This is a genomic window from Sphingomonas sp. Ant H11, from assembly GCF_000797515.1.
Classification (GTDB): Bacteria; Pseudomonadota; Alphaproteobacteria; order Sphingomonadales; family Sphingomonadaceae; genus Sphingomonas.
In genome coordinates, this window is sequence record NZ_JSBN01000016.1 from 41,543 (window position 1) to 62,534 (window position 20,992).

At 60.7% G+C, this 20,992-nt stretch carries 16 protein-coding genes, 1 tRNA gene and 2 pseudogenes; 5 read left to right on the forward strand and 14 right to left on the reverse strand.

The genetic code is table 11. The annotated features are described in order from the left end of the window. Positions 1-9: 9 nt before the first annotated feature. Positions 10-351, forward strand: coding sequence for an RNA polymerase sigma factor (locus tag NW75_RS23480; protein ID WP_231564943.1), 342 nt, complete (start codon positions 10-12; stop codon positions 349-351). Between the two features lie 72 nt (positions 352-423). Further along, positions 424-1,335 (forward strand): HEPN domain-containing protein, encoded by a 912-nt coding sequence (locus tag NW75_RS04440; RefSeq protein ID WP_033964004.1) that lies wholly within the window; start codon positions 424-426, stop codon positions 1,333-1,335. A gap of 511 nt (positions 1,336-1,846) precedes the next feature. Here NW75_RS04440 and NW75_RS04450 read toward each other — a convergent pair. Beyond that, the gene (locus tag NW75_RS04450) at positions 1,847-2,227 is read right to left on the reverse strand and encodes a hypothetical protein (RefSeq protein WP_033964007.1); all 381 of its coding nucleotides are present in this window, start codon (positions 2,225-2,227) and stop codon (positions 1,847-1,849) included. Between the two features lie 574 nt (positions 2,228-2,801). On the opposite strand from NW75_RS04450, the gene rlxS reads away from it, so the two are divergent. The 3 genes from rlxS to NW75_RS04465 all read left to right on the forward strand — a co-directional run bounded on the left by rlxS (position 2,802) and on the right by NW75_RS04465 (position 5,170). Beyond that, positions 2,802-4,472: a relaxase/mobilization nuclease RlxS gene (gene rlxS / locus NW75_RS04455; RefSeq protein WP_269430271.1), complete on the forward strand. Its 1,671-nt coding sequence runs from the start codon at positions 2,802-2,804 to the stop codon at positions 4,470-4,472. Between the two features lie 72 nt (positions 4,473-4,544). Beyond that, on the forward strand, positions 4,545-4,976 hold the full coding sequence (locus NW75_RS04460) for a CopG family transcriptional regulator (RefSeq protein WP_033964008.1): 432 nt from the start codon (positions 4,545-4,547) through the stop codon (positions 4,974-4,976). Next, positions 4,973-5,170, forward strand: a complete 198-nt coding sequence (locus NW75_RS04465; RefSeq protein WP_033964009.1) for a helix-turn-helix domain-containing protein — start codon at positions 4,973-4,975, stop codon at positions 5,168-5,170. Before NW75_RS04460 ends, NW75_RS04465 begins: the two co-directional genes overlap by 4 nt. Before the next feature lie 118 nt (positions 5,171-5,288). Here the strand turns inward: NW75_RS04465 and NW75_RS04470 are convergent, their stop codons facing one another. The 13 genes and pseudogenes from NW75_RS04470 to NW75_RS04525 all read right to left on the reverse strand — a co-directional run bounded on the left by NW75_RS04470 (position 5,289) and on the right by NW75_RS04525 (position 20,988). Then, a complete protein-coding gene (locus tag NW75_RS04470; RefSeq protein WP_052192192.1) occupies positions 5,289-7,379 on the reverse strand; it encodes an argonaute/piwi family protein in 2,091 nt (696 codons plus the stop codon). After that, entirely contained in the window at positions 7,372-8,418 is a 1,047-nt protein-coding gene (locus tag NW75_RS22720; RefSeq protein WP_156142966.1) for an SIR2 family protein, read from the reverse strand. Before NW75_RS22720 ends, NW75_RS04470 begins: the two co-directional genes overlap by 8 nt. 935 nt (positions 8,419-9,353) lie before the next feature. Continuing rightward, positions 9,354-10,376: a DUF4417 domain-containing protein gene (locus NW75_RS04480; RefSeq protein WP_052192197.1), complete on the reverse strand. Its 1,023-nt coding sequence runs from the start codon at positions 10,374-10,376 to the stop codon at positions 9,354-9,356. A gap of 233 nt (positions 10,377-10,609) precedes the next feature. Further along, a complete protein-coding gene (locus NW75_RS04485; RefSeq protein WP_033964011.1) occupies positions 10,610-10,960 on the reverse strand; it encodes a hypothetical protein in 351 nt (116 codons plus the stop codon). Continuing rightward, positions 10,960-11,577, reverse strand: a complete 618-nt coding sequence (locus NW75_RS04490) for a hypothetical protein (protein ID WP_197057708.1) — start codon at positions 11,575-11,577, stop codon at positions 10,960-10,962. The genes NW75_RS04485 and NW75_RS04490 overlap by 1 nt, the downstream gene beginning before the upstream one ends. 114 nt (positions 11,578-11,691) lie before the next feature. Then, entirely contained in the window at positions 11,692-12,720 is a 1,029-nt protein-coding gene (locus tag NW75_RS04495) for a hypothetical protein (protein WP_137903257.1), read from the reverse strand. A 140-nt stretch (positions 12,721-12,860) separates the two neighbouring features. Further along, positions 12,861-13,991, reverse strand: a complete 1,131-nt coding sequence (locus NW75_RS04500; protein ID WP_033964029.1) for a reverse transcriptase family protein — start codon at positions 13,989-13,991, stop codon at positions 12,861-12,863. A 184-nt stretch (positions 13,992-14,175) separates the two neighbouring features. Then, the gene (locus tag NW75_RS23485; RefSeq protein WP_081988629.1) at positions 14,176-15,390 is read right to left on the reverse strand and encodes a phosphoribosyltransferase-like protein; all 1,215 of its coding nucleotides are present in this window, start codon (positions 15,388-15,390) and stop codon (positions 14,176-14,178) included. 46 nt (positions 15,391-15,436) lie between these two features. Next, positions 15,437-16,725, reverse strand: a pseudogene (locus NW75_RS04510) (tyrosine-type recombinase/integrase). Between the two features lie 197 nt (positions 16,726-16,922). Further along, positions 16,923-16,996: transfer RNA gene (locus NW75_RS04515), tRNA-Gly, on the reverse strand. Positions 16,997-17,168: 172 nt separating this feature from the next. After that, complete coding sequence (locus tag NW75_RS25885; RefSeq protein ID WP_331385976.1) at positions 17,169-17,705, reverse strand: putative glycoside hydrolase; 537 nt, start codon at positions 17,703-17,705, stop codon at positions 17,169-17,171. Positions 17,706-17,832: 127 nt separating this feature from the next. Continuing rightward, positions 17,833-19,656 (reverse strand): annotated as a pseudogene (locus NW75_RS04520) (glycoside hydrolase family 3 protein); the annotation flags it as partial. A gap of 78 nt (positions 19,657-19,734) precedes the next feature. After that, positions 19,735-20,988 (reverse strand): MFS transporter, encoded by a 1,254-nt coding sequence (locus tag NW75_RS04525; RefSeq protein ID WP_033964014.1) that lies wholly within the window; start codon positions 20,986-20,988, stop codon positions 19,735-19,737. Positions 20,989-20,992 lie beyond the last annotated feature (4 nt).

Consider the following 20,992-nt stretch of genomic DNA (forward strand, 5'->3'; position numbering starts at 1 on the left):
AGATATCCCATGACCGACACCCCCGAACCCGACATGACGCAGCGCGCCCGGCGCGCGCTGGAGCGATCGATCGAGCCGGTCGATCCGATCCCAAGCGGGGCACCTGATCCCGAAATATTGGCGCGACTTGAAGCGGCGTTGCTATCAATGCCCAAGCTCCGCCGCGAGATATTTCTTGCGGTGCGTCTGGATGCGATGTCCTATGATCAGATCGCCAAAGTAACCGGCCTTTCTGTCAAAGCTGTCGAGCGTCAATTCGCCAGTGCCCTATGTCACCTTGATTATAATCTGCGACATGGCGAAGCCCCACCGCCCCGGCATTGGTGGCAGAGATGGCGGCAAGGGCGATGATTTTACCGCCAATCTTGCCGTCTACGCGCGGCACGGTTGGCGGATGTGTCATGCCGGGTTAGGACTGTTCCCATGAAGACCGGCCTTGATCATCTGCCCGACGGCAAGCAGCGCGAACTGGCGCATGTGGTCGAGATCGTGCGCGCTGGGTTTGCGCGCGCGACCGCGCAGCGGACCCAGCCGCGCTTCCGCAATGGCAAGCTGCTCAAGATCATATTGTTCGGTTCATACGCGCGCGGCGACTGGGTCGAGGATCCGGTCGGGCGCTATTTCTCGGACTATGATCTGCTGGTCGTCGTCAATCATGACGATCTCACCGACCTCGCCGAATTCTGGGAGAAGACCGAGAGCCAGCTGCTCGCCGACTTGTCGGCGGGCACCGTGCTGCGCACGCCCTTCAGCCTGATCTATCACAGTCTCGACGAGGTGAACGAGAAGCTGAGGCTCGGCCGCTACTTCTTCATGGACATCGTGCGCGACGGCATCATGCTGTTCGAGGAGCCGGGCTATCCCTTCGCCGATCCGCAGCCGCTGTCGGCGGAACAGGCGTTGCGGGAGACGCAGGACTACTTCGATGAGTGGGTCGAAAGCGCTGACGATTTCCTCGAAAGCGCTACCGATGCGATAGGAAAAGGCAAGGGCAAGCTGGCTGCGTTCCTGCTCCATCAAGCGACTGAGCGCTATTATCACTGCCTTTTTCTGGTCCGCACATTGTACTCGCCCAAGACCCATAATTTGAACCGGCTGCGCGACCTAGCCGAAGAGCTTGAGCCCTCGCTGAAAGCCGTCTGGCCGCGCGAAACCCGGTTCGAGAAACGCTGCTATGCGCTGCTGCGCGATGCCTATGTGAAGGCGCGTTACTCACGATCCTACCGCATTACCGCCGAGCAGCTCGACTGGATCGCGGCCCGCGTGATGCTGCTCCAGACCCTCGTGCGCGAAGCATGTGAAATGCGGATCGAGACCCTCGCCAAGGCGGCCTGAGATGGATAGCCACTCCGGCGAAAGGCGACCGCGCTAGCGGACAGTACCTTTCTTCTGGCTGGGCTGCCGCTTTCGACGGCGGGACCGTTTGCCAGTATCGCCCGACCACCATCGAATGGGTGCCTGTCTCGCCCCGAACAGGCGACAAGCTATGTTCTGCGCAAATTGAGCCGCGATTGCAGACAACCACATTGAGGCGACGACAGATACGCCAATGGCCGAATACGCCGCGATTTCGACAAGGCCGCTGGTCAACCTCCCTACGATTAACCCGACGCCTGCCGGACCGAGAAGTAGGGGTATCCTTGTCGCAAGGATTGGGATGACCACCCAACCGGACCGAGGCCCGTTTGGCAGGGACGCCAAATAGCCTCCGATCAATCCGGTGCCGATGAGACCAGCCGCCCAGCCAATTGCAGCGCGAACGGCTATTATGTCGGTCGTTAAGCCTGCCACATCGTCCCCCAGGTCAGAGTGCATAGCTTCCATAACGTCCGCAATCCACACGAATTCAGGCGTGAGTTACGACGCCGACCGCCTGTATGACACTGATATCGAGCACCAGTTGTCGCATATCTTGCGCGTCACCAGCATCGATCGGGCATAGCGTATCGCTGCCGCATGCGAGCGTAATCCAGTCGATCCGCCAGCCAATGTCGAGCCGATCGCCATCATCGGCGCGCATGATTTTGATGATGGCGGCACCTTCCGCGCCGATGGAAAACCGGCAGCAATCGCTGCTGACATCATAGCCGCCGCGGATCAGACTGCCGTCGGAAATCGCCAGCGAAAAGCCTTCGGTTTTGGCCCGCGTGGGCAGGTGGAGCAGCGTTTCGACATCACCAGTCAGCCTCAGTTGATGGCCATCGCTTGCTTCGATTTGGACGCCCACTGGCCTGTTTCTCATCATAATTTGGCAGGGCAGCAAGTATAGAACAAACATAGAACATTTTGCAAGAAGAGGGTCAAAAGGCGATGGCAAGATTGAAAGCTGTGCCTCCATGAGGCCCAGAATGTGGCGTCTGCACGTCGTTTAAGGGGGAGGCATAAGCCGGGGCTGTCCCGATAATTGCCTCCACCCCCGTGCCATGCCGGCCAGGAATGGCGCAGTTCCGGGGGCTGCGACGGTGCCGTCTTTGGAGCACCTTGAACGGTAGCGCGATCATACCTTCATCGCGGTGGTTCTGCCGTGATGAGGTTCCAGTGATGCCCGATGATCCGTTCGAACTCTGGCTTGGCCGTTTGGGAAATGACCGTCCGTTCGCACACCGCATGCGCGGCGCCGTCAACCGCGCGGGCGGCACGGTGGCGCGGAAGGCAAGCAGCTTTACCGGTGTGCGGATCGGGCGCGGTTCTGGGGTGGGGCGGATACTCGCCTCGCGCGGCGGCTGGACGGGCCGCCGCGTCGTGGTCAAGGCCCGGATCGTAAAGCTGGGCGGCAAGGGCCAGGCGCCGCGATCGCCCATCTGCGCTATCTCCAACGCGATGGCACCACGCGCGAGGGCGAGCGCGGCCTGCTCTATGGGCGGGCCGATGAGGCCATCGATGGCAAGGTCTTTCTCGAACGCGGCAGCGGTGATCGCCACCAGTTTCGCTTCATCGTCGCGCCCGAGGATGGCGCCGAATATGAGGATCTGAAGCCACTGGTGCGCCGATGGATGGCGCAGGTCGAGCAGGACCTGGGAACGAAGCTCGACTGGGTGGCGGTCGATCACTTCAACACGGGGCATCCGCACAGCCATGTCATCGTTCGGGGCAAGGACGATCGCGGCAAGGACCTGATCATCGCTCGCGAATATATGACCCAGGGTTTGCGCGCCCGCGCTGCCGAACTGGTCGACCTCGATCTGGGGCCGCGAAGTCCACAGGAAATCATGCGCGCCAATTTGCGCGAGGTCGAACAGGAGCGCTTCACCGGGATCGACCGGCGTCTGTTGCAGGCTGTCGGCGAGGACGGGCTGGTCCGTCCCGCTCATCACGAGGGCGTCGAGCAATCGCTACGCGCCGGGCGGCTCCAGACGCTCGGACGGATGGGGCTGGCGCGCGAGGAAGGACGGGGAAGCTGGCGGCTTGATGTCGACCTCGAACAGACGCTGCGCGCGATGGGCGAGCGCGGCGACATCATCCGGACGATGCAGCGCGCCATGATCGAGCGGGCGCCCGAGCGATCACCGGCCGATTACACCATCTATGATCCGGACGAAGGCGGAACCGCCCCGATCATCGGCAAAGTGGTCGCGCGGGGCCTCGCCGACGAAATTGCCGACCGTCATTACCTGATCGTCGATGGCGCCGATGGTCTCAGCCATTATGTCGATATTGGGATCGATGCTTCGGCCACCAGTGCACGAGAACTCGTCAGGATTGCGCCCGCCGCCGTGACGGTGCGGCCGGTCGATCGCACGGTCGCCGAGATCGCCGCCGCGCATGGCGGCAGCTACAGCGTCGACCTGCATCTCCAACATGACCCTGAGGCCTTTGCCGAGACGCATGTCCGCCGGCTCGAAGCGTTCCGCCGAAGTACGGGGGACGTCGAGCGGCGGTCCGACGGAAGCTGGGCCATCGCACCCGATCATCTGGCTCGGGTGGAAGCCTGGGAGCGCGGCAAACTGCGCGATCAGCCGGTCACGATCGAGACGCTGTCCACCATGCCGGTCGAGCAGCTTGCCCGGCATGATGGCGTGACCTGGCTCGATCGGGAACTGACCGCCCCGAACCCGACATCGACGGGGAGAGGTTTTGGCGCCGAGCTACGCAAGGCGCTCGACCTTCGCCGGCAATGGCTGGTCGAGCAGCAACTGGCCGATGGGGATGGCGAGAATATCCGCGTGCGCGCCAATCTCCTCGCGACACTCCGCCAGCGCGAACTGCGCCGGGTTGCGGGGCAACTGAGCGAGGAGCTAGGCATTCCCTTCGCGGAGACGAAACACGGCCAGCCGATCGAGGGCATCTGTCGCCGGCTGGTTCAGATCGGCGACGGGAAATATGCGCTCATCGAGAAAGCCCGCGACTTCACGCTCGTCCCCTGGCGACCGGTACTTGAGAAGGCGATCGGCAAACAGGTATCGGGCATCATGCGCGAGACCGGCGGAATCAGCTGGACGATCGGGCGCAGCCGGGGGCTGGGCATCTCCTGATTGCCCGCACCGAGCCCAACAGCGCCCATCAGCACCATCATCAGGGATGGCAGCGGCGGCTATTGTAGTCCGATGCAGACCAGCAAGATCCGCCACCAATTCTATCTGCCCGACGATCTGTCGCGGGCGCTGGACGACCTCGCGTCGAAGCCCGGCGCGTCGAAGACGGCAATCCTCACCGATGCCTTGCGTGCCTGGATGGAGCGCAAGGCGGGCAACGAGATCGACGAACGCTTCGGGCCGCGGCTGGACCGGCAGCAGCGTATAGCCCAGCGCAGCGAAGCCATGCTGGGCGCCATCGCCGAAATGCTCGACCTGTTCGTGGCGCATCAGCTCACGCTCACCGCCCACCAACCGCCGTTCGATACCGAGACCGGGCAGCTCGGCCGCCAGCGTTACCAGCAGTTCATCGATCAGGTCGCGCGCCGGCTTGCGAGCAACCGCGGCATGCCGAGACTGGTCGCGGCAATCGATGGCAGCAGCGGCAGGAAGGACGAAATATGACCGATACCCAGCTTCAGCCCATCGCTGTCAGGATCAAGGAAGCCTGCCGGCTTACCGGCATCGGTCGCTCAAAGCTCTACGAACTGATCTCCGACGGGCATATTGAGATCGTCAAGGTAGGGGTCATGACGCTGGTGCCGGTCGAAAGCCTACGTGGGCTCATTGATCGCGGCAGGCAGGGGGAGTTGAAGTGATCCCGCATCCGCATCTCATGCGCGCCGTTATCACGGCAATCCTTGCGACGCCCGAACAGACGCGCTGGAATCTGATATGCGAGCAGGAACTGGTCAGATTGTTCGCCGAAAATACTGCCTACATTAGCAGCCGGTAATCGTAGCTCGCTTCCCCATATCCTTCCATGAGCTTCCCTATGCGAGCAATCTTTCCCGAAGTTTCAATCGTCGCCGGCACCTGGGTGTAAAGATCGAAGGTGTTCCAGTTCATCTTCGAAAGTCCAAGGATTTCGGTAGCCAGGGTCTGTAGTTCGGTCGATCCTGCGTGCCGCCGTATTAGCAGCGGCGCCGGAATTCGCCGCTTGCCTTGATAGTAACGCCAATTATTGCGGATCGCTGCGGCGCTGCCATGGACCCATAGGAGCGCCTCATAATCGCTCACCGGAATGACGGTACCACGGGCTACTGGAAATTTATCGACCTGAACCTCGCTACCGACAAGCTTCGAATTTAGGTAGCGAAAGGCGTCGTCGACGTTGATCTCGATCATATCAACCGCTGCGATGCCGGCCAGACCTTCGATCAGACCTTCCCGCTCATCTTTCCGAAACTCAGTGCGTTTGTGGATGACCACGCGATGTGGAAGTGCGCCGCGGGCTTCGAAGAACAATTGCTTGATAGACTCCCCCACGCGACGCGCATCATCGCGTGAAAGGAAGGCATTGCGCCGGCGACGGTCGAAAGTAGGATTTTCTATCTTGCTCAGCCGGTATTGTAGACCCTGACCCTGAGCATTAAAGATATGGCTACAACCGAGCACGACCTTCCGTCCATCTTGACCATGTCGGTCGATGCTCGTGCCGAAGCCCACAAAGGCGGTATCATCCGCCGCTGCTTTCAGGACGAATGGAGTCCGGAAGCTTTTTGCATAGAGTGCTAGGGACAGCCACCATCGGATCCGGCAGGTCTGCGGATCACTCAGGGTTTCCTCGTCGATAAACTGGGTCGCAATGCCCTTACGGGCGCAATAGGCTTTGACAAAGTCATGCAGATCGAAACGCTCGTCATCGTTTTCATACCAGCGCCAATTCACCCACCGTCTCGGGGTGATGATGAGGATGACGTTGACCCGATTGGCCCCGCGCAGCTCTTCGATGGCCTGGACAATGGCACTTGCGGCATGTCTCGCACCTTGCTCCCTTCCTGCATCGGCCGGAGGTTCGTCAGGCGCTTGCCACGCAAGGTCGCCTGGCTGGGGGATAGTGAGAGGCAGTCCAAAGGCTTGATGAAACCCTGGAAAATCCATCAGATAGTCTTTTTCGGTGTCGCTGGGAGTAGCTGACTCTTCGAGCATCCGTAGACGCGGCGCGACCGTACGAGATTCCTGCTCGGGACAAACTACACCCAACTTTACGTCCGGCAAAAGGCCCGAGCGGGTAAGGCTGAAGTCAAAGGGACGGTTGGAGGTTAGCCCCCGGATCGGATGCGGATCAGAGGGCACCCCAGTCATGCTTTTGCTGCCGAATAGCAGATGTGGTTCCATGACCTTGAACCCGCGTTGCGTGGTTTTATTGACCGCAGCGGCGGGCAGAGACGGTTCTCCCTGCCCGGCGAGAATGGCCGCCGAGATGGGAGCCCTGTCGACGATAAACACAAATCCGGTTTCTTCACCAGCGGGGCATGTCAGCTTAGTACCCGGTCCAAATAACTTACGTCGCCAGCCTTCGACTGCGTCATTGAACTTGTCGTTATGCTGGTAGCCGAAAATGCTGAGCTTAATTGCCTTCTCGTCTTCGCTCGAAGCTGCCGATCCTGTTGATGTAACCACCCTCACGGTGGGCTTGATCACAAGTGTGACGTTCCGGCCGAGTCTTCGAATATATAGGAGAACGGCATCATGGACCTTGAAAACAGTGCCGTTCAGGCGGCGATCTTGAGCTGTGCTGGGATCCCATAAAAGCGACCCATCTGATGGAAGATTGCGTGCCCCAGCAATAGACGCGGCCAACGCACGAACGAGCAAGTGGGTGATTGCCCCATCCTCATGACGCAACTCGCTGGCGTCGAGCGGCGTCCGGACCGGTTTTTCTGTCATGGTGTCGCCGAACACTTCATGGATCGCCGTTAGCGTGCCTAAGGCCCAGATCCGGCCTTTGAACGGGACTGCGACGAGGTCGCCCCGATCAATCAAGCGTTCGCGCACCCATGCCCACGCGCCGCGATCAGGCATCTCGTTGGGTTTGAAGCAATAAGCTTCGACCGGACATCTCAGACTGAAGGCGGTGCTTTTTGAGGATACCGCCGATCCGTCCCGATGGCGTGCTGAAGGGCGCGCGCGCGAGATTGTCTGCTCCGCACTGGGCGATAATCGACAAAGCATCTGACCGCGCATCACTGGACAGCGCTGCAAGGGCGAGGCGGCGCATTACATCGTCGAAGGCCGCGCCGGTAACGTAAAAGGCCGTTCGACCGCTGGCACGTGCCTTGGCAATGAGTGCAGCAACGGGCTCCGGCGGAGGGCCGTCTCCATAGCCGCACCAATAAAGGACGCCAGCGCCTGGCCGACTGTAGCATTCTGACAGGGCTTCCATAATAGAATGGTCCCGGCCGCTATAACCAAGGACGATTAAGGGTGAGGACGCCGCCTGGCTAATCAGTGCGGTGCGCAGTCCCTCATCCAATCGCTGCAACTCAGCGTCAGTATTCTTGAGCGCGTCGTAGCGGTAATCGCCGTGAAGAGCGACGCAGGACATCTCGCCGACGCGATCAGTACGAACCACGCGATTTGCCGAATCCATTCCGACATCGATCGGCGTCACGGATGTTTCCGCAAGCGCCCGAGGCATTAGGCCGTCAAAATTTGTTGTCCAAACCGAGCGGATAAGGTTTGCCTGTGCCAAACGTGCTGCCAGCCTATAGCCGCCGCTCGGACGAGCCACCTGCACATGGCGCTGAAAGAAGGCCCGTCGGTCGTCGACAAGCGGATAGCATCGCTCGATGTAGAAGCCGTACTCCTCAGCCGTTCCGGGTGCCGGAAAGTCGGGCTGAGCGTCCAGCCAGATTTGAATGCGCTCCTGTACCGAACCGAGCGAAAGTTCATCAAAACTCTGCTCAACGCCAGGATGGTTCGAAAGAAAGATGGACCGTTTCCACTGCCAGACGCAGTTAGCCCCGGACGGCACGTTCGATGAGATCGATGCGCCTGCGCCCAAGAACAGCATGTGGCCGACCTGGGCATTAACAGTTACTGAGCGAATGAAGGCGTCCAAGGGAAGGATCGCATCTTGTGCAGCCGACGCGTCATTAGACTTAAAAAAGTTCGTCGCTCGCGACTGAAGCCAAAGTACTACTCATCGGACGATCGCTTTCTTTTTGGTGCTGCCGTCTTGATACTGGGCATGAAGGGCAGGCGGCTCACTTGATTACGGTTGCGTAACACCCACCTGCATGGTGAACATGAAAGGGCGCGGCAAAGCTTTCCGACCGTAGGGCCGAAGCGAGGCATGGAGGGGCATTCTTGAGTCTTCGAACGACGCATACTCTTCCGGCTACGTTTGACGTCGTCGACGATCTGCTTTGGCAGGCGCGGGAGGGTCGCCTTGAGGGGCGCGGTCAACTCGTGATCGAACGTTCCGGGCAGATTGGCCCTCTTGTTGAGTTGGCGTTTGCGGCAACGGCTCTGCCAGAAGCCTATACCGGCTTGGCTAAGGCGCCTCCATTCTTCACGCAGGTTTGCGAGAGCATATCCCAATCCCGAGTAAGCGGCGCGGGCGCGAGAGATGTATCGGGTGTGTTCCCGTTGGTGCACTACGACCCCGAAGCGGATGCCAATGTGCTGTGGGATCAGTGGGCCAGCCACGTTGAAAATGCTGCCGGTGCTAATGGCCTTGCGCGCGGATTGGTCGCAGGGCTGATGGGAGCGCTGGGCGAACTCCAGGAAAACGTGATGCAGCACAGCGGCCGACCCCAATCCGGGGTCGTCGCATATGCTGCCGGAAAAGGCGCATTTGAGTTTGTCGTTGCTGATGCGGGCATTGGTGTCTTGGCAAGCTTGCGACAGAATCCCGAGTTCGCCGGCCTTGTCGATGCCGGAGAGGCTTTGCGTGCAGCGGCGTCTGATGGTGCGTCGCGCTACGCGCGTAGCACCGGTCGCGGCTTTGGCATTGGACGGCTGTTCCGATCGCTGGCGCATGATGCTGGAGACCTACGTTTTCGTAGCGGCGATCATGTGATGCGGCTCTCGGGGGATGCCCCCAGCCTCACCGGCCAGGTCGAAATATCGCAAAAAGCCGGATTGGGCGGCTTCATCATTACCGTTCGTTGCGCGCCGCGCAGGTCTTAGTCGAGGTTCCTGCTCCGGTCCGATCTCAAAATGAGCCCGCACCACTGCGACGTTATTTGCAAGGAGTTCGTCGATGGCAGCACCTGGAGGCGTTAGTTGCTTTGCCCATTTCAATCGGCCCGCCTCAGTGAGGTAGGCTCGGCGCCGACGATGCGCTCGGTAAAAGGCGTCCGTCTCTATCAACGTGACCTGGGCAAAATGCTTTCGAAGCGTCGGAAGTTTCCGACCGCCGCCGCGAATGACCAATGCCAGCCCTCTGCCCACGCGATCGGCCAATTTGCAGAGTTGCTCGACATGCCAGTCGATGCGTTCGCCGCGGCCACCACCTGTGGCAAATTCGAATGCAAGAATCTGAATTTCAGGTCGCTCAGCGATAAGGTCGCCCCAACGCTGATAGTCCCGCTCTGTCCGGCTATTCACATGGAGCGCAGCAGATAGTCCTGCCGCCGCCATTTCTGTCCACGTAAGCAGGATCCGTTTCATCGCATGAAGGTTGTCCGTGCGCGGCACGTCGGTGAGAACGGAATAGTTGGGCGAGGTGACGACACCGATGCCGAGCTCGCAGAGCTTTGCCAGTATCTCCGGGCGGTTTTTCAGGGCCCACCAGCTTTCGATCGGCGCATCCTTATTCACCCCGCTCAGGATGACAGTTGAATTGACCGGAATCCGGAAGCGATCGGCAAGCGCCTGGCGAGAAGCGACATGCGCTTGGCCAGTCGCCATGTTGACCACCTCGTAGAGCGAGAGAGCGACCGTCGGCTCATCGAGTATCGACGAACGCGCGTAGCGATGGTCCACAAAAGGTGCGATCAAAGGCAGGATAGGAATGGTTCGCATGGGGACACGCGGCGCATTTTCGAACCCAAGGCCATCGATTTCGCGCATGCGGGCTACGAATAGGGCCGGATTGAACCGACAGACATTATCGCAGCGGCTCCGGTCCGTGCATGAGCACAGGTCATGGCAGTCCACTATGCCCGCATCGGTGTGGACCCCGCCACATCGGCGAAATTCCTGACAGGACGGACAACCTAGCGACGGTGCGTGGCGCGAAGGATCGTCCCAGAGACGGTGCGGATGCGGAAAGCGCCGGGAAGGCTCATTTGGGGGGCGCTGGTTCATCGGATGCTGACTTCCGCCGTATCGCCGAAGAGACCGATGCGCTGGAGCGTCGCTTCCGCATAGCCTCCACCTCTGGCTACTCCAGCGGAGAGTTCGGCCGAGGGGTTGGAGATCACTCCGATGGCGTAGAGACCGTCGCTGATCGTCAGACGACCCGCGCTTTGTTGAACGATGACCGTGTCTCCGATCGCCACCTTGGCTCCCGGTTCAAGGTCGGCGGTGACCGTCCGCGCCGCCTCCGACATGGTGAGATCCAACAGCGAGGGTTGCTTCAGCCGGTTGAGGCCGCCGTCCCACCGCTTCTTCCACGGTTTGCCAGTCTGCGCGCGAATGTAGTCTACACCCATTACGTAAACTCCAGCAAAGGGCTGAATGACTTGGTCTTCCCAAGGCGGCGCTCGACGAGAAGACCTTTCGCAGCCAGTCCAGAAAGGCGGTTGTTCCAGGCAGTCGCGCCAATCTTCTCGTCCGGCGATCGGACGGAAAGTTCTGGGGCGGTCGCGGAGCCGATCAGCGACACCGTTTCGAAAGTCGCCCGCTGGGTGGAATCAAGCTCGCCAATCAGACGTGCGTCGGTGACACAGTCCGACTCGTCGAGCGTACATACCCAGAGCGCATCCGTCCTCGATCGCAGGAAGAAATCGAGCTCTTCGAAAACGGGCTCAGCTAGGTTGGCGACTACCGGATAGAGATGAGGTGACGCCAAACGCGCATAATCGCGAAAGCCTACGACCGACTCTCGGAGAAACGAGGCGGTGGCCAGTTCGACACCATTGAAATCCATGAACGCTCTGGTCGGAGCGTCCACGGACTGCGTGTTGGCAATAAGTGCATTCAGCAACCTCCTGCCGGCTATGCTGCCCGAGAGGATCGTCTGCCCATTCACCAATTTCAACACACGATGTCGCAATTCACCATCCTCACTTTGTAAAATGAAGATGGTGAATGATTCCCGTTTCGTCAAGACCCGATCGAGTCGGTCTCTTTTTGTTCGCGAAATCGCGGCCTCACCCCGTTGGGACAGAGAGGCTATTGAGGGACGGCCGGTTGAGGTTCACTGGTCGGCCCGTCCGATCTCCTACTTGGCAGCCAATTCGAGCATGTACGCCATTGGATGCTTTGCGATGATTGAGCGGCGGGCTTGGGCGTATTTCGACTGGGCGTTGAGAACACCACCGAGGACGGGAAGAGAGCCCGCGAGCGTCACCTGCTCGATCGGCAGATGCATCCCTTTTGCAGCTGCGGCGCCAGCGGTCAGAGTGGCAAGCGCGAGAATGATCGTATCCTTGCTAGTGAGCATATCACGTCGCGCGAGCCTGAGTTCGCCCTTCAGGTCGGCTAGGTCGTCGCGCATCGCGATTTCGAAGCCGCGCTGAAGCTCTTCACGATCACTCGCCAAAGTGGTCGCCGTCAGCGCTTCGATTTGGCCTTCTATGCGGCTACGGTATCGCTGGCGAAGGCGTCTCAAATCGTCTCCGCCAGATCTCGCCTCGCGTTTCCTAAATGCGATGAGCTCAGCCAAGGGCAAGCTCCCCGCCTCAACGATGCCCATCGTAATCGGCACGATGCATTGCTGCAGAACCTCAGCGCCGGCGGATTCGGCAGTGTCATGCACCAAGATGTTCGAGAGTTGGGCATATGCCAATTGTCGGTCCGTAATCCTCGCCTTTTGCTCTCCGGCGCAGCAGTCAGTGAGGATTGACATCAAGGCGAGGCCAGTCTCGTCTTGAAGGGATTGAGCGCGGCTGTTCGACCCGCCGACCAGACGTAATTCGCGCAGCATCGCCCAGGTTTCCGGAAGAAGTTTTCGCGCGAACATGTAGTGCGATTGCACGTCTTTCTCGGTCGACTGATAGCGAAAGGCGTCCGGTAGTGGCTGGGTTGCAAATTCTTCGATGCGATCATGTGCAAGCCGCATCGCCTCGTGACTTGGCACGCGTTGTCGCCCGATAAGCTCCACGATCTCCGCCACCTGACTATTGGCGTGATGAGGAACGAACCCTTCCCATGGTACGATGAATTCGACTTCATCCCACAGCAGAAGCGCTGTTCGCAGAATTTGACTGCTGGCAGGCGTTGTATGGGGATAATAAATCGCGGTCTGCATCACCCCTCCCAAGATTGCGCTTCTGCCAGAGCTCCATATACTGCTTCCGGCATCGCGGAAGAGCCACATTTATCTGGAAAATCGCTTTTGCTTCAACAGATAGGTGCCCGCTGATTAATCAATTTAAGTGAAGATCTGCACTAGAGAGACCATTGTACGGAATTGAGCTTTGTCCTGGCCCTTAGGGCGTAATCTTCATCGACGGACTTTGCATAATTTATCAGGCCCAAGAGGTGGCGATAAAGACTCGAAACGGTATCGAATCCTCTCCTTTTCGCATGCGCATCAGGCCCAAACGTACAGACATAATGTAGGTGCTGCCGCAAGGAATCCTTGAACGCCCTGGTGAGGTTCGGCTCCGATCCATCCACAAGCAAGCCAAGCACAAGCTTTCGGCCGCCTGGCGGGACGATACGCGTCTTCTTCGAATTGAGGGTGAAGCCCTCTTTCGCGAGGATGCGGCGCGTTTTAGAGACAACGGCCCGCGCCCGTTCGCGGTCAAACCCTCCGCGCGTCGAGAAGGTTATGTCGTCGCTGTACCGCGTGTACGTAAGCCCAGCACTCAACGCGATGGCGTGTAACTTCGCATCAATCTGCCGCATCACAAGATTGGATAACATTGGGCTGGAGGGCGCTCCCTGAGGCAGAAAGCCCAGGAGCCGGGTCCTGAAGAGATAAGGCAAGCGAGCGCGGTCTGGCACCGCGCGCCACTCGGGGCGTTTGTACCGCATGCTGAAATAGGGGGCATGGGTTGTCAGGCGCGCGAGTTGGAACGCGACCATTGGTGCGTACCCAGCGGCTAAAAATACCCGGTACACTTGGATTTCGCTGACCGAGCCGAAGAAGCCGCTGATATCGAGTTTGATGAGCCACCGTGCCTCGCAATGGGCTTTCGCGCACGAAACGATCGAAGCCTTAGGCGCGAAAGCATAACTTGCGCGATGCGGTTTCAGCTTTGAAAGGATGTGGGCCGATACCCAACGCTGGAGCCACATGAGGTCAGCCTCGGGGACGCTAATCTGGCGATGCCCACCAGACCGCTTGCGGATGCGGAAATAGCTGTAGTCATTCGACCGCAGTCCGCTGACGAGCTTTCGCAGGCGCGCATATGGAAGGCTTGTCCGCTTCCCGAGGTGGCCCAGCGTCAAAATTGGCGGCAGGTCGGGATGCTTTTCGAGGAAGTCGTCGATCTGCCCAGCAGCCGATCGGACGAGCTCCGCATCGTACCCCTCGGTCAGGCCGTGTTCAATGTAGCGTTGAGGAGACCACATGGAGGACTACTTTGATCTCCGCCGCAGGCGGATGCGTGCGGCTGAACCCGAAGGCTCACGCTCGCGGAGAAGCCGTACGCAACCTCCTGCCAAGCGTGGACTTGTTCTAAGAGCAACGGTAATCCGCGCCCCAACGGATACAGCTGGATACCCGTCTATGCACCGCCAAATGAGACGGCGCGCACTAGCCTCCATGTGGCCCCCCCAACTGTCTTGGATAATAGCAATCATCGCCTCGCTCGGGAACCCGGGAAACAGCCGGGTCACCCTTCAGAGCTTCCGCCAGTTCCGCGCGCCCCGCCGCCGTGAGGCGAAGATTGGCTGAAATGTAGCCCCGTTGCGTACATTGATCGAGCAAACGGGTGCATTCGAGAGCAGTGTAACCGGTCGTAAATGCGAGCGCTGAGCGCGTTCGGACGCCTTGGCCCAGTAAGGCGAGTAAAGCTATCCCACCGTCGCCAAGAGGACTTGCTCGAAGTTTGACCTCGTCCACGCTTCCCGCTGGCTTGAGATCCACAAGCAGGCCGGCCGTATCGCGTGCCAGAATGTCGGGCGGAAACGCCGAGGCATGATCAGGAACGACGCTGCGGTCGGGAAATAGCGGCATCCATTTTTTATTGACGGGCGTCGGTGCCCACAGAATCGCAGGCGCATTGTTTGGGCAGCCATGTTCGAAAACGAGCGCGGCCATCACTTTATCGAATCCTAGGCGCATCGATCGCCGTGACGTCCTGGCTCCGTAACGCCAGCAAAGAGATTGTACCTCGTCCTTGATTTCCGCCCTCCAGGGCATTTCTGGATAGGTAGGGCAATCGCGCTCAAGAACGAGGCGCGGATGCATTCTTTGCCGACAGACGCGAGCACCGCCTCGCGCAGTCGCTGAATATGCGATGGAGACGAAGTCGATCCACTTTAAACTGTGCCAAGACTTGATTGCTGAGGATCGCCAGATTGCACTGAGAAAATCTGCCGTCCTTTTTCCGGATCCGATATAATCGTCGATCACAAAAATTGAGCGGCACCGTTTCTCGCGCATGACTTCGAGCGTCGGATGATTCAGCAGCTTATCCGAATTCACTTTCGCGAGGTTTCGAATGATAGCAGCGACGCGCGCCTCGCTTCCCAAGTCTGCTCCCCGATCGACCGCGTCCAATGCTTTGGCGCCTTCACCGCCCTTTGCAAACTTAAACAAGTCCAGTTCATCATCACATTCCCGTGTCGCATAAAGGGCGACGGAGCCGTCAACCTTCTCGGCCTCAGCAACGATTTGCGCGGTAATGGCACGTTCAAAGGCATTATGAGAGACGAGCGTCAGTGCGCTTAGAAGACGCTTTGCTGTCTCGACATCTGCGGGTTCGAACTGCGCGAGCCATTGCCGCCCAAGCTCGCTATTCGCCAATAGCGCCGTGGGATCGTCGGGGTCGGCCCCTGCCGATGGGACAACCTTAGGCAACGACTTTGGGCCCTGAAGCGGCGGATTCGGACACGTCGAGGACGACGATGTCGATCGTCCCAAAGGCCGCTGCCCTGGATTTGCTATCCTGTTTGCGCAGGTCGTCGAGGTAATCCGACCACCATTGGGCCATCTCCACGCGTTCTTTCCAGTGGGCCCCGCGATGATAAGCCGCGCGCACCTTGTCGCTATCACCATGCGCAAGGGCGCGCTCGATGGCGTCGGACGACCACTTTCCGGACTCGTTGAGGAGGGTACTTGCCATCGCGCGAAATCCATGACCGGTCATTTCGTCGCTGGTATAGCCCAGCCGTCGCAGTCCCGCATTCAGAGTATTCTCGCTCATCGGCCGCGCCCGGCTGCGGACCGAGGGAAAGGCATAACCCGAAGGCCCTGTGATCCCTTGCAGATATTTAAAGAGTTCGACTGCCTGCCGCGACAGTGGGACATGGTGGGCTTTTCGCATCTTCATCTTCTCGGCAGGGATAATCCACAGGCCAGCTTCCAGATCGAACTCGCTCCATTCCGCGTGGCGTAGCTCACCGGGGCGGACGAAGACGTGCGGCGCGATCTGCAACGCATTCTTGGTGATGCCGAAGCCCTCATAGCCATCGATGCGCGCAGCAGTGCGCCGACCCGTTTCGGCTCTATGATGGCGCCGTAGTGCGTGACCTTGGGCGCCGCCAGCGCCCCACGCAGATCACGCGTCGGGTCTGACGCCAGACGCGCCGTCGCGACGGCGTATCGGAAGACCGCGCCCGCCAGTTGCAGCGTGCGCCGGGCGCTCTCCAGATTGCCCTTGCGCTCGATCCGGCGAATGGCGGCGAGCGCGTCAGCAGGTTCGATGTCGGTGATCGCGAGCCGTCCGATCGAGCTCTCCAACAGGCTCAACAAATATTCGCTGCGGGCAGCGGTCGCTGGTGCCCAGGGCTTGTGCCCGTCGCGCTTGCGCTTGTCGCAATATTCGGCGGCGACGATTGAGAAGGTGCACGCGGCGAGGGTTTGCGCGCGCAGCCTCTCCCTCTGTTTCTCGCGCGAGGGGTCCTTGCCGGTGACAAGTTGCTCACGCGCCGCATCGCGTCGCTTCCGGGCTTCGCTGAGGCTGATTTCCGGATAGGGTCCGATGCTCAGCTTTCGCTCGCTGCCGTTGATCCGGTATTTCTGCCGCCACAGCTTCCCGCCGCTCGGCTGAACCTGCAGATAGAGCCCGCCGCCATCCGCCAGCTTGTAAGGCTTCTCGCGCGGCTTTGCCTTGCGGATCGCCATGTCACTCAGTGCCATATTCTCCGGGTCTCCTGACACGAGGCCCCCACTTTGGGGGCCTCCCACATTGACCAGCTCGGTTGAGGCCCCCGAAAGGCCCCCAATCTGCCCGGCTACGCATGGATGCGCGCAACCTTCACTGGCCCGATGGAGAGAAAATACCGCGGATTTCAGCGGGTTGCAAAGCCCCGCATGGACGTCGGTGGATGGTAGGATGGAGCGGGTGAAGGGAATCGAACCCTCGTCGTAAGCTTGGGAAGCTTCTGCTCTACCATTGAGCTACACCCGCAAAGCCGACGCGTTGCGTGCAAATCGAAGGGGTTATCTCCCTCGCTGCCCGCCGCGTCGTCGATCCGGCGTCACTGGCACATTCGTGGGCGACAGGTCAACGCATTCTCGGTAATTTGCCGCCACTGCCGCTCGCCATTTCGGCACCGAATCCGGCGCAAGCTCGCCCGGTATTATCCTCCACACCGCAAAACTGTATCGGCATTCATCCCGGTCGCGATCCGTGCCACGCTGATCTCCAGCGGCAATGCGGTCCGCAGAACGAAGGGCGCAGCAACCCGGGTCATCTCGGAGGCTTTGCCGAAACATTTGAACGGAACGGCGATCGAGCGCCAGCTCCCCACCGGGAGCGCGGCGGCCGGAATGGCAACGGTGCCGCGACACGCCCCGGCGCACGCAACCCCCAATGTCACATCCGATCCGACCGGTCGATCGACCCGCAGCGTCGTGACGAGCATCACGTCCCCATTGTTTTGCCGCCCGAGATCAAGCGGCTCCGTCGCCTGCACTGCAATCGTCTGCGGCCCGCCGCCAGCGAGGGAGACGTGCCGCGCGCCCTCTTGCACGCCATAGTCGACTGCCGTCACCTTTACGCGCCCGCCAAGCGCCTGCGCGGGCACGGGTGGCGATGCGGGTGCCGGAACCGCTACCATCGCCAATTTCCAGGGAAAAGCCCGGCGTTGCCCGCCCGGCTGTAAAATAGACGCCATCGGTCCCGGCGTCGGCGACACCGGGGTCCTCCGGCAAAGCCCTCCAAGGCATCGCGGCCTCTCGTCCGGTCAGGCCGTAACCGAAGGGAAACAACGGGGCATCGCCAGACTTTGCGGTCATCGGCCAGGCGGCGGGCAATTTGCCGGTGAACGGCGCGGCGGCGGTTTTGGCGGCAAACAACCGGTCGGCCACCCCCGCCCCTTCGGTGCCGGGCAACCATGCGACGACGAACGCGTCGGCGACGTTCAGTTCTGGGTTTACGAACAGCGGTCGCCCGGTCAGCATCACCGCCACGACCGGGATCCCCTGCGCCTTCAAACGGCGCATGGTCTCCAGTGGCCCGCGCAGGTCGGCGCGCAACTGCAGCGATTTGATGTCGCCCTGGAACTCGGCATAGGGCGTTTCGCCAAACACGACGATCGCGGCATCGGGCCGCGTCTTGAACGTGCCGTCGGGCGCGAATTCGGCATGGCCACCGCCTGCCTTGACCGCGTTTTCGATGCCGGCCCAAAGACTGGTCGCACCGGGGAATTTTCTATTGTCGAGCCCGGTGCCCTGCCAGGTGATGGTCCAGCCGCCCGATTGCCGCGCGATATCGTCGGCACCATCGCCTGCGACCAGGACGTTGGCCTGTGGCTTCAGCGGCAGGACACCGTTGTTCTTGAGCAGCACCAGCGACTTGCCCACCGCCTCGCGCGCAATCGCGCGGTGCGCCGCCGCGCCAAGCACGCTCCAGTCGCCCGCAAGCGGACGCGTTGAGGGCTTGCCGACCTCGAACAGGCCGAGCCGGAACTTCACGCGCAGAATGCGCGCGACCGCATCGTCGAGCCGCGTCATCGGCACGGTGCCGTCCTTCACTTGCGCGAGCAACGAGGCGTAAAGCGGACGCCAGCTATCGGGGGCCATATACATGTCGACGCCCGCGTTGATCGCCTGCGGGCAGCTTTCGTTGCTGCACCCGGCAATCTGGCCATGCGCGTTCCAGTCGGTGACGACGAACCCGCCGAAATGCATCCGGCCCTTCAACACGTCGGTGACCAGCCCCTTGCTGCCCGCGATCTTTTGTCCCTGCCAGCTTGAAAAGCTGGTCATCACGGTGGCGACCCCGGCCCCAATGGCGGGGAGATACGGCTTGCCGTGAATGTCGCGCAGATCGGTTTCACTGATCTTGGCATCGCCCTGGTCGCGTCCCTCGAAGGTGCCGCCATCGGCGAGGAAATGCTTGGTGCTCGCCAGAACGTGCGGGCCCGCCAGAATGCGGCTGCCGTCGGGCTTGCCCTGCAGGCCGACGATCATTCGTCCGACATAGCTGGCGACCAGATCGGGATTGGAGGAATAGCCCTCATAAGCCCGCCCCCAACGATAATCCTGCGGCACGGTGATGGTCGGCGCGAAGGTCCATTCCTGGCCGGTGGTGCGGATTTCGGCGGCGGTCGCGGCACCGATCCGCTCGATCAACGCAGGGTCGCGCGTCGCACCAAGCCCGATATTCTGTGGAAACAACGTCGCACCGATGATGTTGCTATGCCCGTGGACGGCATCGATGCCCCACAGGATCGGGATACCCGATCCTCCGGCAGACCGATCGACCGAGGCATCATAAAAGGCGTCGGCCAAGGCCAGCCATTTCGGCGCGAGCGCGAAATCGTCACCGCCAGGCCCGGAATTGCCGCCATTGAGGACCGAGCCCAGATGATAGCGACGCACGTCGTCAGGCGTGACGCTGGCAATGTCGGCCTGGATCACCTGACCGACCTTTTCCTCTACCGTCATATGCTCAAGCAGGGCCGCGATTCGCGCTTCGTCATCGCGCTTTGCCGCCACCGGCCACACGGCTTCGGGCCAGAGGGCGGGGTGCACGACGGGGGTCGCCACCTGCGCAGCGGCGGGCAGCGCACCTGCACCGGCGACAACGGAAAATGCAGCGCAAACCGCAAGCTTCGGGATCATGCCCCCTCCTCCAGAAAACCGGTCATCACCTGAACGGCGGATCCGTGGCGCGTTGTTGACAACGTTGACAACGCGCTGTCAAGGCCCGGCCGTGATCGCACGCTCTTCGACAGGCGGGAAAAAGGTAACCACCAGAACCGTGAGAAAGGCGACTGCCGCAAGGATCATGAGGATCGACCCATGCGGCGCGAACAGCGCGATCGCGATCAATTGCGGCGCGAGCGCCTGAGCCAGTTTGCGCGTGATCGTCGCCACCGCATAGACTCGCACCGCATATCCCGCAGCATGCGCCTCCTGTTCACACGCCGCTACCGCCCCGGGAACCAACGACCAGAACATGACCGACATCCCCTGGACCGCGATGATCGACAGCGTGATGCAAACGAGCATCGACGCCAGGCCCTGGCTGACAAAAGCCAACAAGATTGCCAGAAACAGCAGCACCGCGCCCAAACGCAAGGTGCGCGCCTGCCCGATGCGCTCAGCCAGTCGACTCCAGAGCGGTGCCGTCAACAACAGCGACAATGATGGGCTCAATGCAACGTAATAGCCGATATCGGCGGCCCCGACCTGGTCGAACAAGAACAGCAACGACTTGTTGAGCAGGGTAACAGCCAACCCGACCATCAAAATCGTGGCCATCAGCCGCCGCAACGCGGAGGATCGCAGCACCAGCGTGAACATTTCGGCGATGGTGCGACCAAGATGCAGGCGAGCGGTCGCAGGGGGGGCCACGCGCTCCCGCGTGCCCCAGCTCGTCGCCAGAAAAGCCGGCATCGCCAATCCCGCGAGAATGAGCGCGCCCAACCGAAAATCCGCGCCCCCAACCCGCCCGGTCGGAAGCAACGCGTAGGTCAGGGCCGCGATCAAGCCTCCAAGCGCTGCCCCCTGCATGCGCGCGCTGGTCAATATCATATGATCGTTCGCGTCGGGCGATATCCGTGCAGTCAGCGCGCCATAAGGAATATTTCCGACGCCATAAAAGAAGCGCAGCCCCAAATAGGTCAACAGCGCATAACCCGGCACCCATGCCGCAGGCACCGGCGGCGGTGCGAAAGCCAGGCACAATAGCAGCACCGAAAGCGGGCCTCCAACCGATACCCACGCGCGCAGCGGAACGCGCGGTGCCAACCGATCGGCCACCGCCCCGACCAGGGGATCGGTCACCCAATCGACCGCAGCGCCAGCAAGAAAAATCCCCGCAGCAACTCCCGGTGCCATGCCCAGGTCGCGAATATAGTAAAACAGAAGGTACAGTTCGATCGACTGCCACACGAAATTGAAGCCAAGGTCGCCGGCAGCATAATACCAAGATTCCCAGCGATTTAGCATTTGG

Bases quoted from the DNA above. Each gene is read 5' to 3' on its own strand.
- NW75_RS04440 (WP_033964004.1), top strand. From the start codon at position 424: ATGAAGACCGGCCTTGATCATCTGCCCGACGGCAAGCAGCGCGAACTG.
- NW75_RS04470 (WP_052192192.1), bottom strand. From the start codon at position 7,379: ATGCCTGATCGCGGCGCGTGGGCATGGGTGCGCGAACGCTTGATTGAT.
- NW75_RS04495 (WP_137903257.1), bottom strand. From the start codon at position 12,720: ATGCAGACCGCGATTTATTATCCCCATACAACGCCTGCCAGCAGTCAA.
- NW75_RS04485 (WP_033964011.1), bottom strand. From the start codon at position 10,960: ATGGGTGTAGACTACATTCGCGCGCAGACTGGCAAACCGTGGAAGAAG.
- NW75_RS04465 (WP_033964009.1), top strand. From the start codon at position 4,973: ATGACCGATACCCAGCTTCAGCCCATCGCTGTCAGGATCAAGGAAGCC.
- NW75_RS23480 (WP_231564943.1), top strand. From the start codon at position 10: ATGACCGACACCCCCGAACCCGACATGACGCAGCGCGCCCGGCGCGCG.
- NW75_RS04460 (WP_033964008.1), top strand. From the start codon at position 4,545: ATGCAGACCAGCAAGATCCGCCACCAATTCTATCTGCCCGACGATCTG.
- NW75_RS04500 (WP_033964029.1), bottom strand. From the start codon at position 13,991: ATGTGGTCTCCTCAACGCTACATTGAACACGGCCTGACCGAGGGGTAC.
- NW75_RS04480 (WP_052192197.1), bottom strand. From the start codon at position 10,376: ATGCGCGAAATCGATGGCCTTGGGTTCGAAAATGCGCCGCGTGTCCCC.
- NW75_RS04525 (WP_033964014.1), bottom strand. From the start codon at position 20,988: ATGCTAAATCGCTGGGAATCTTGGTATTATGCTGCCGGCGACCTTGGC.
- NW75_RS25885 (WP_331385976.1), bottom strand. From the start codon at position 17,705: ATGGCGTCTATTTTACAGCCGGGCGGGCAACGCCGGGCTTTTCCCTGG.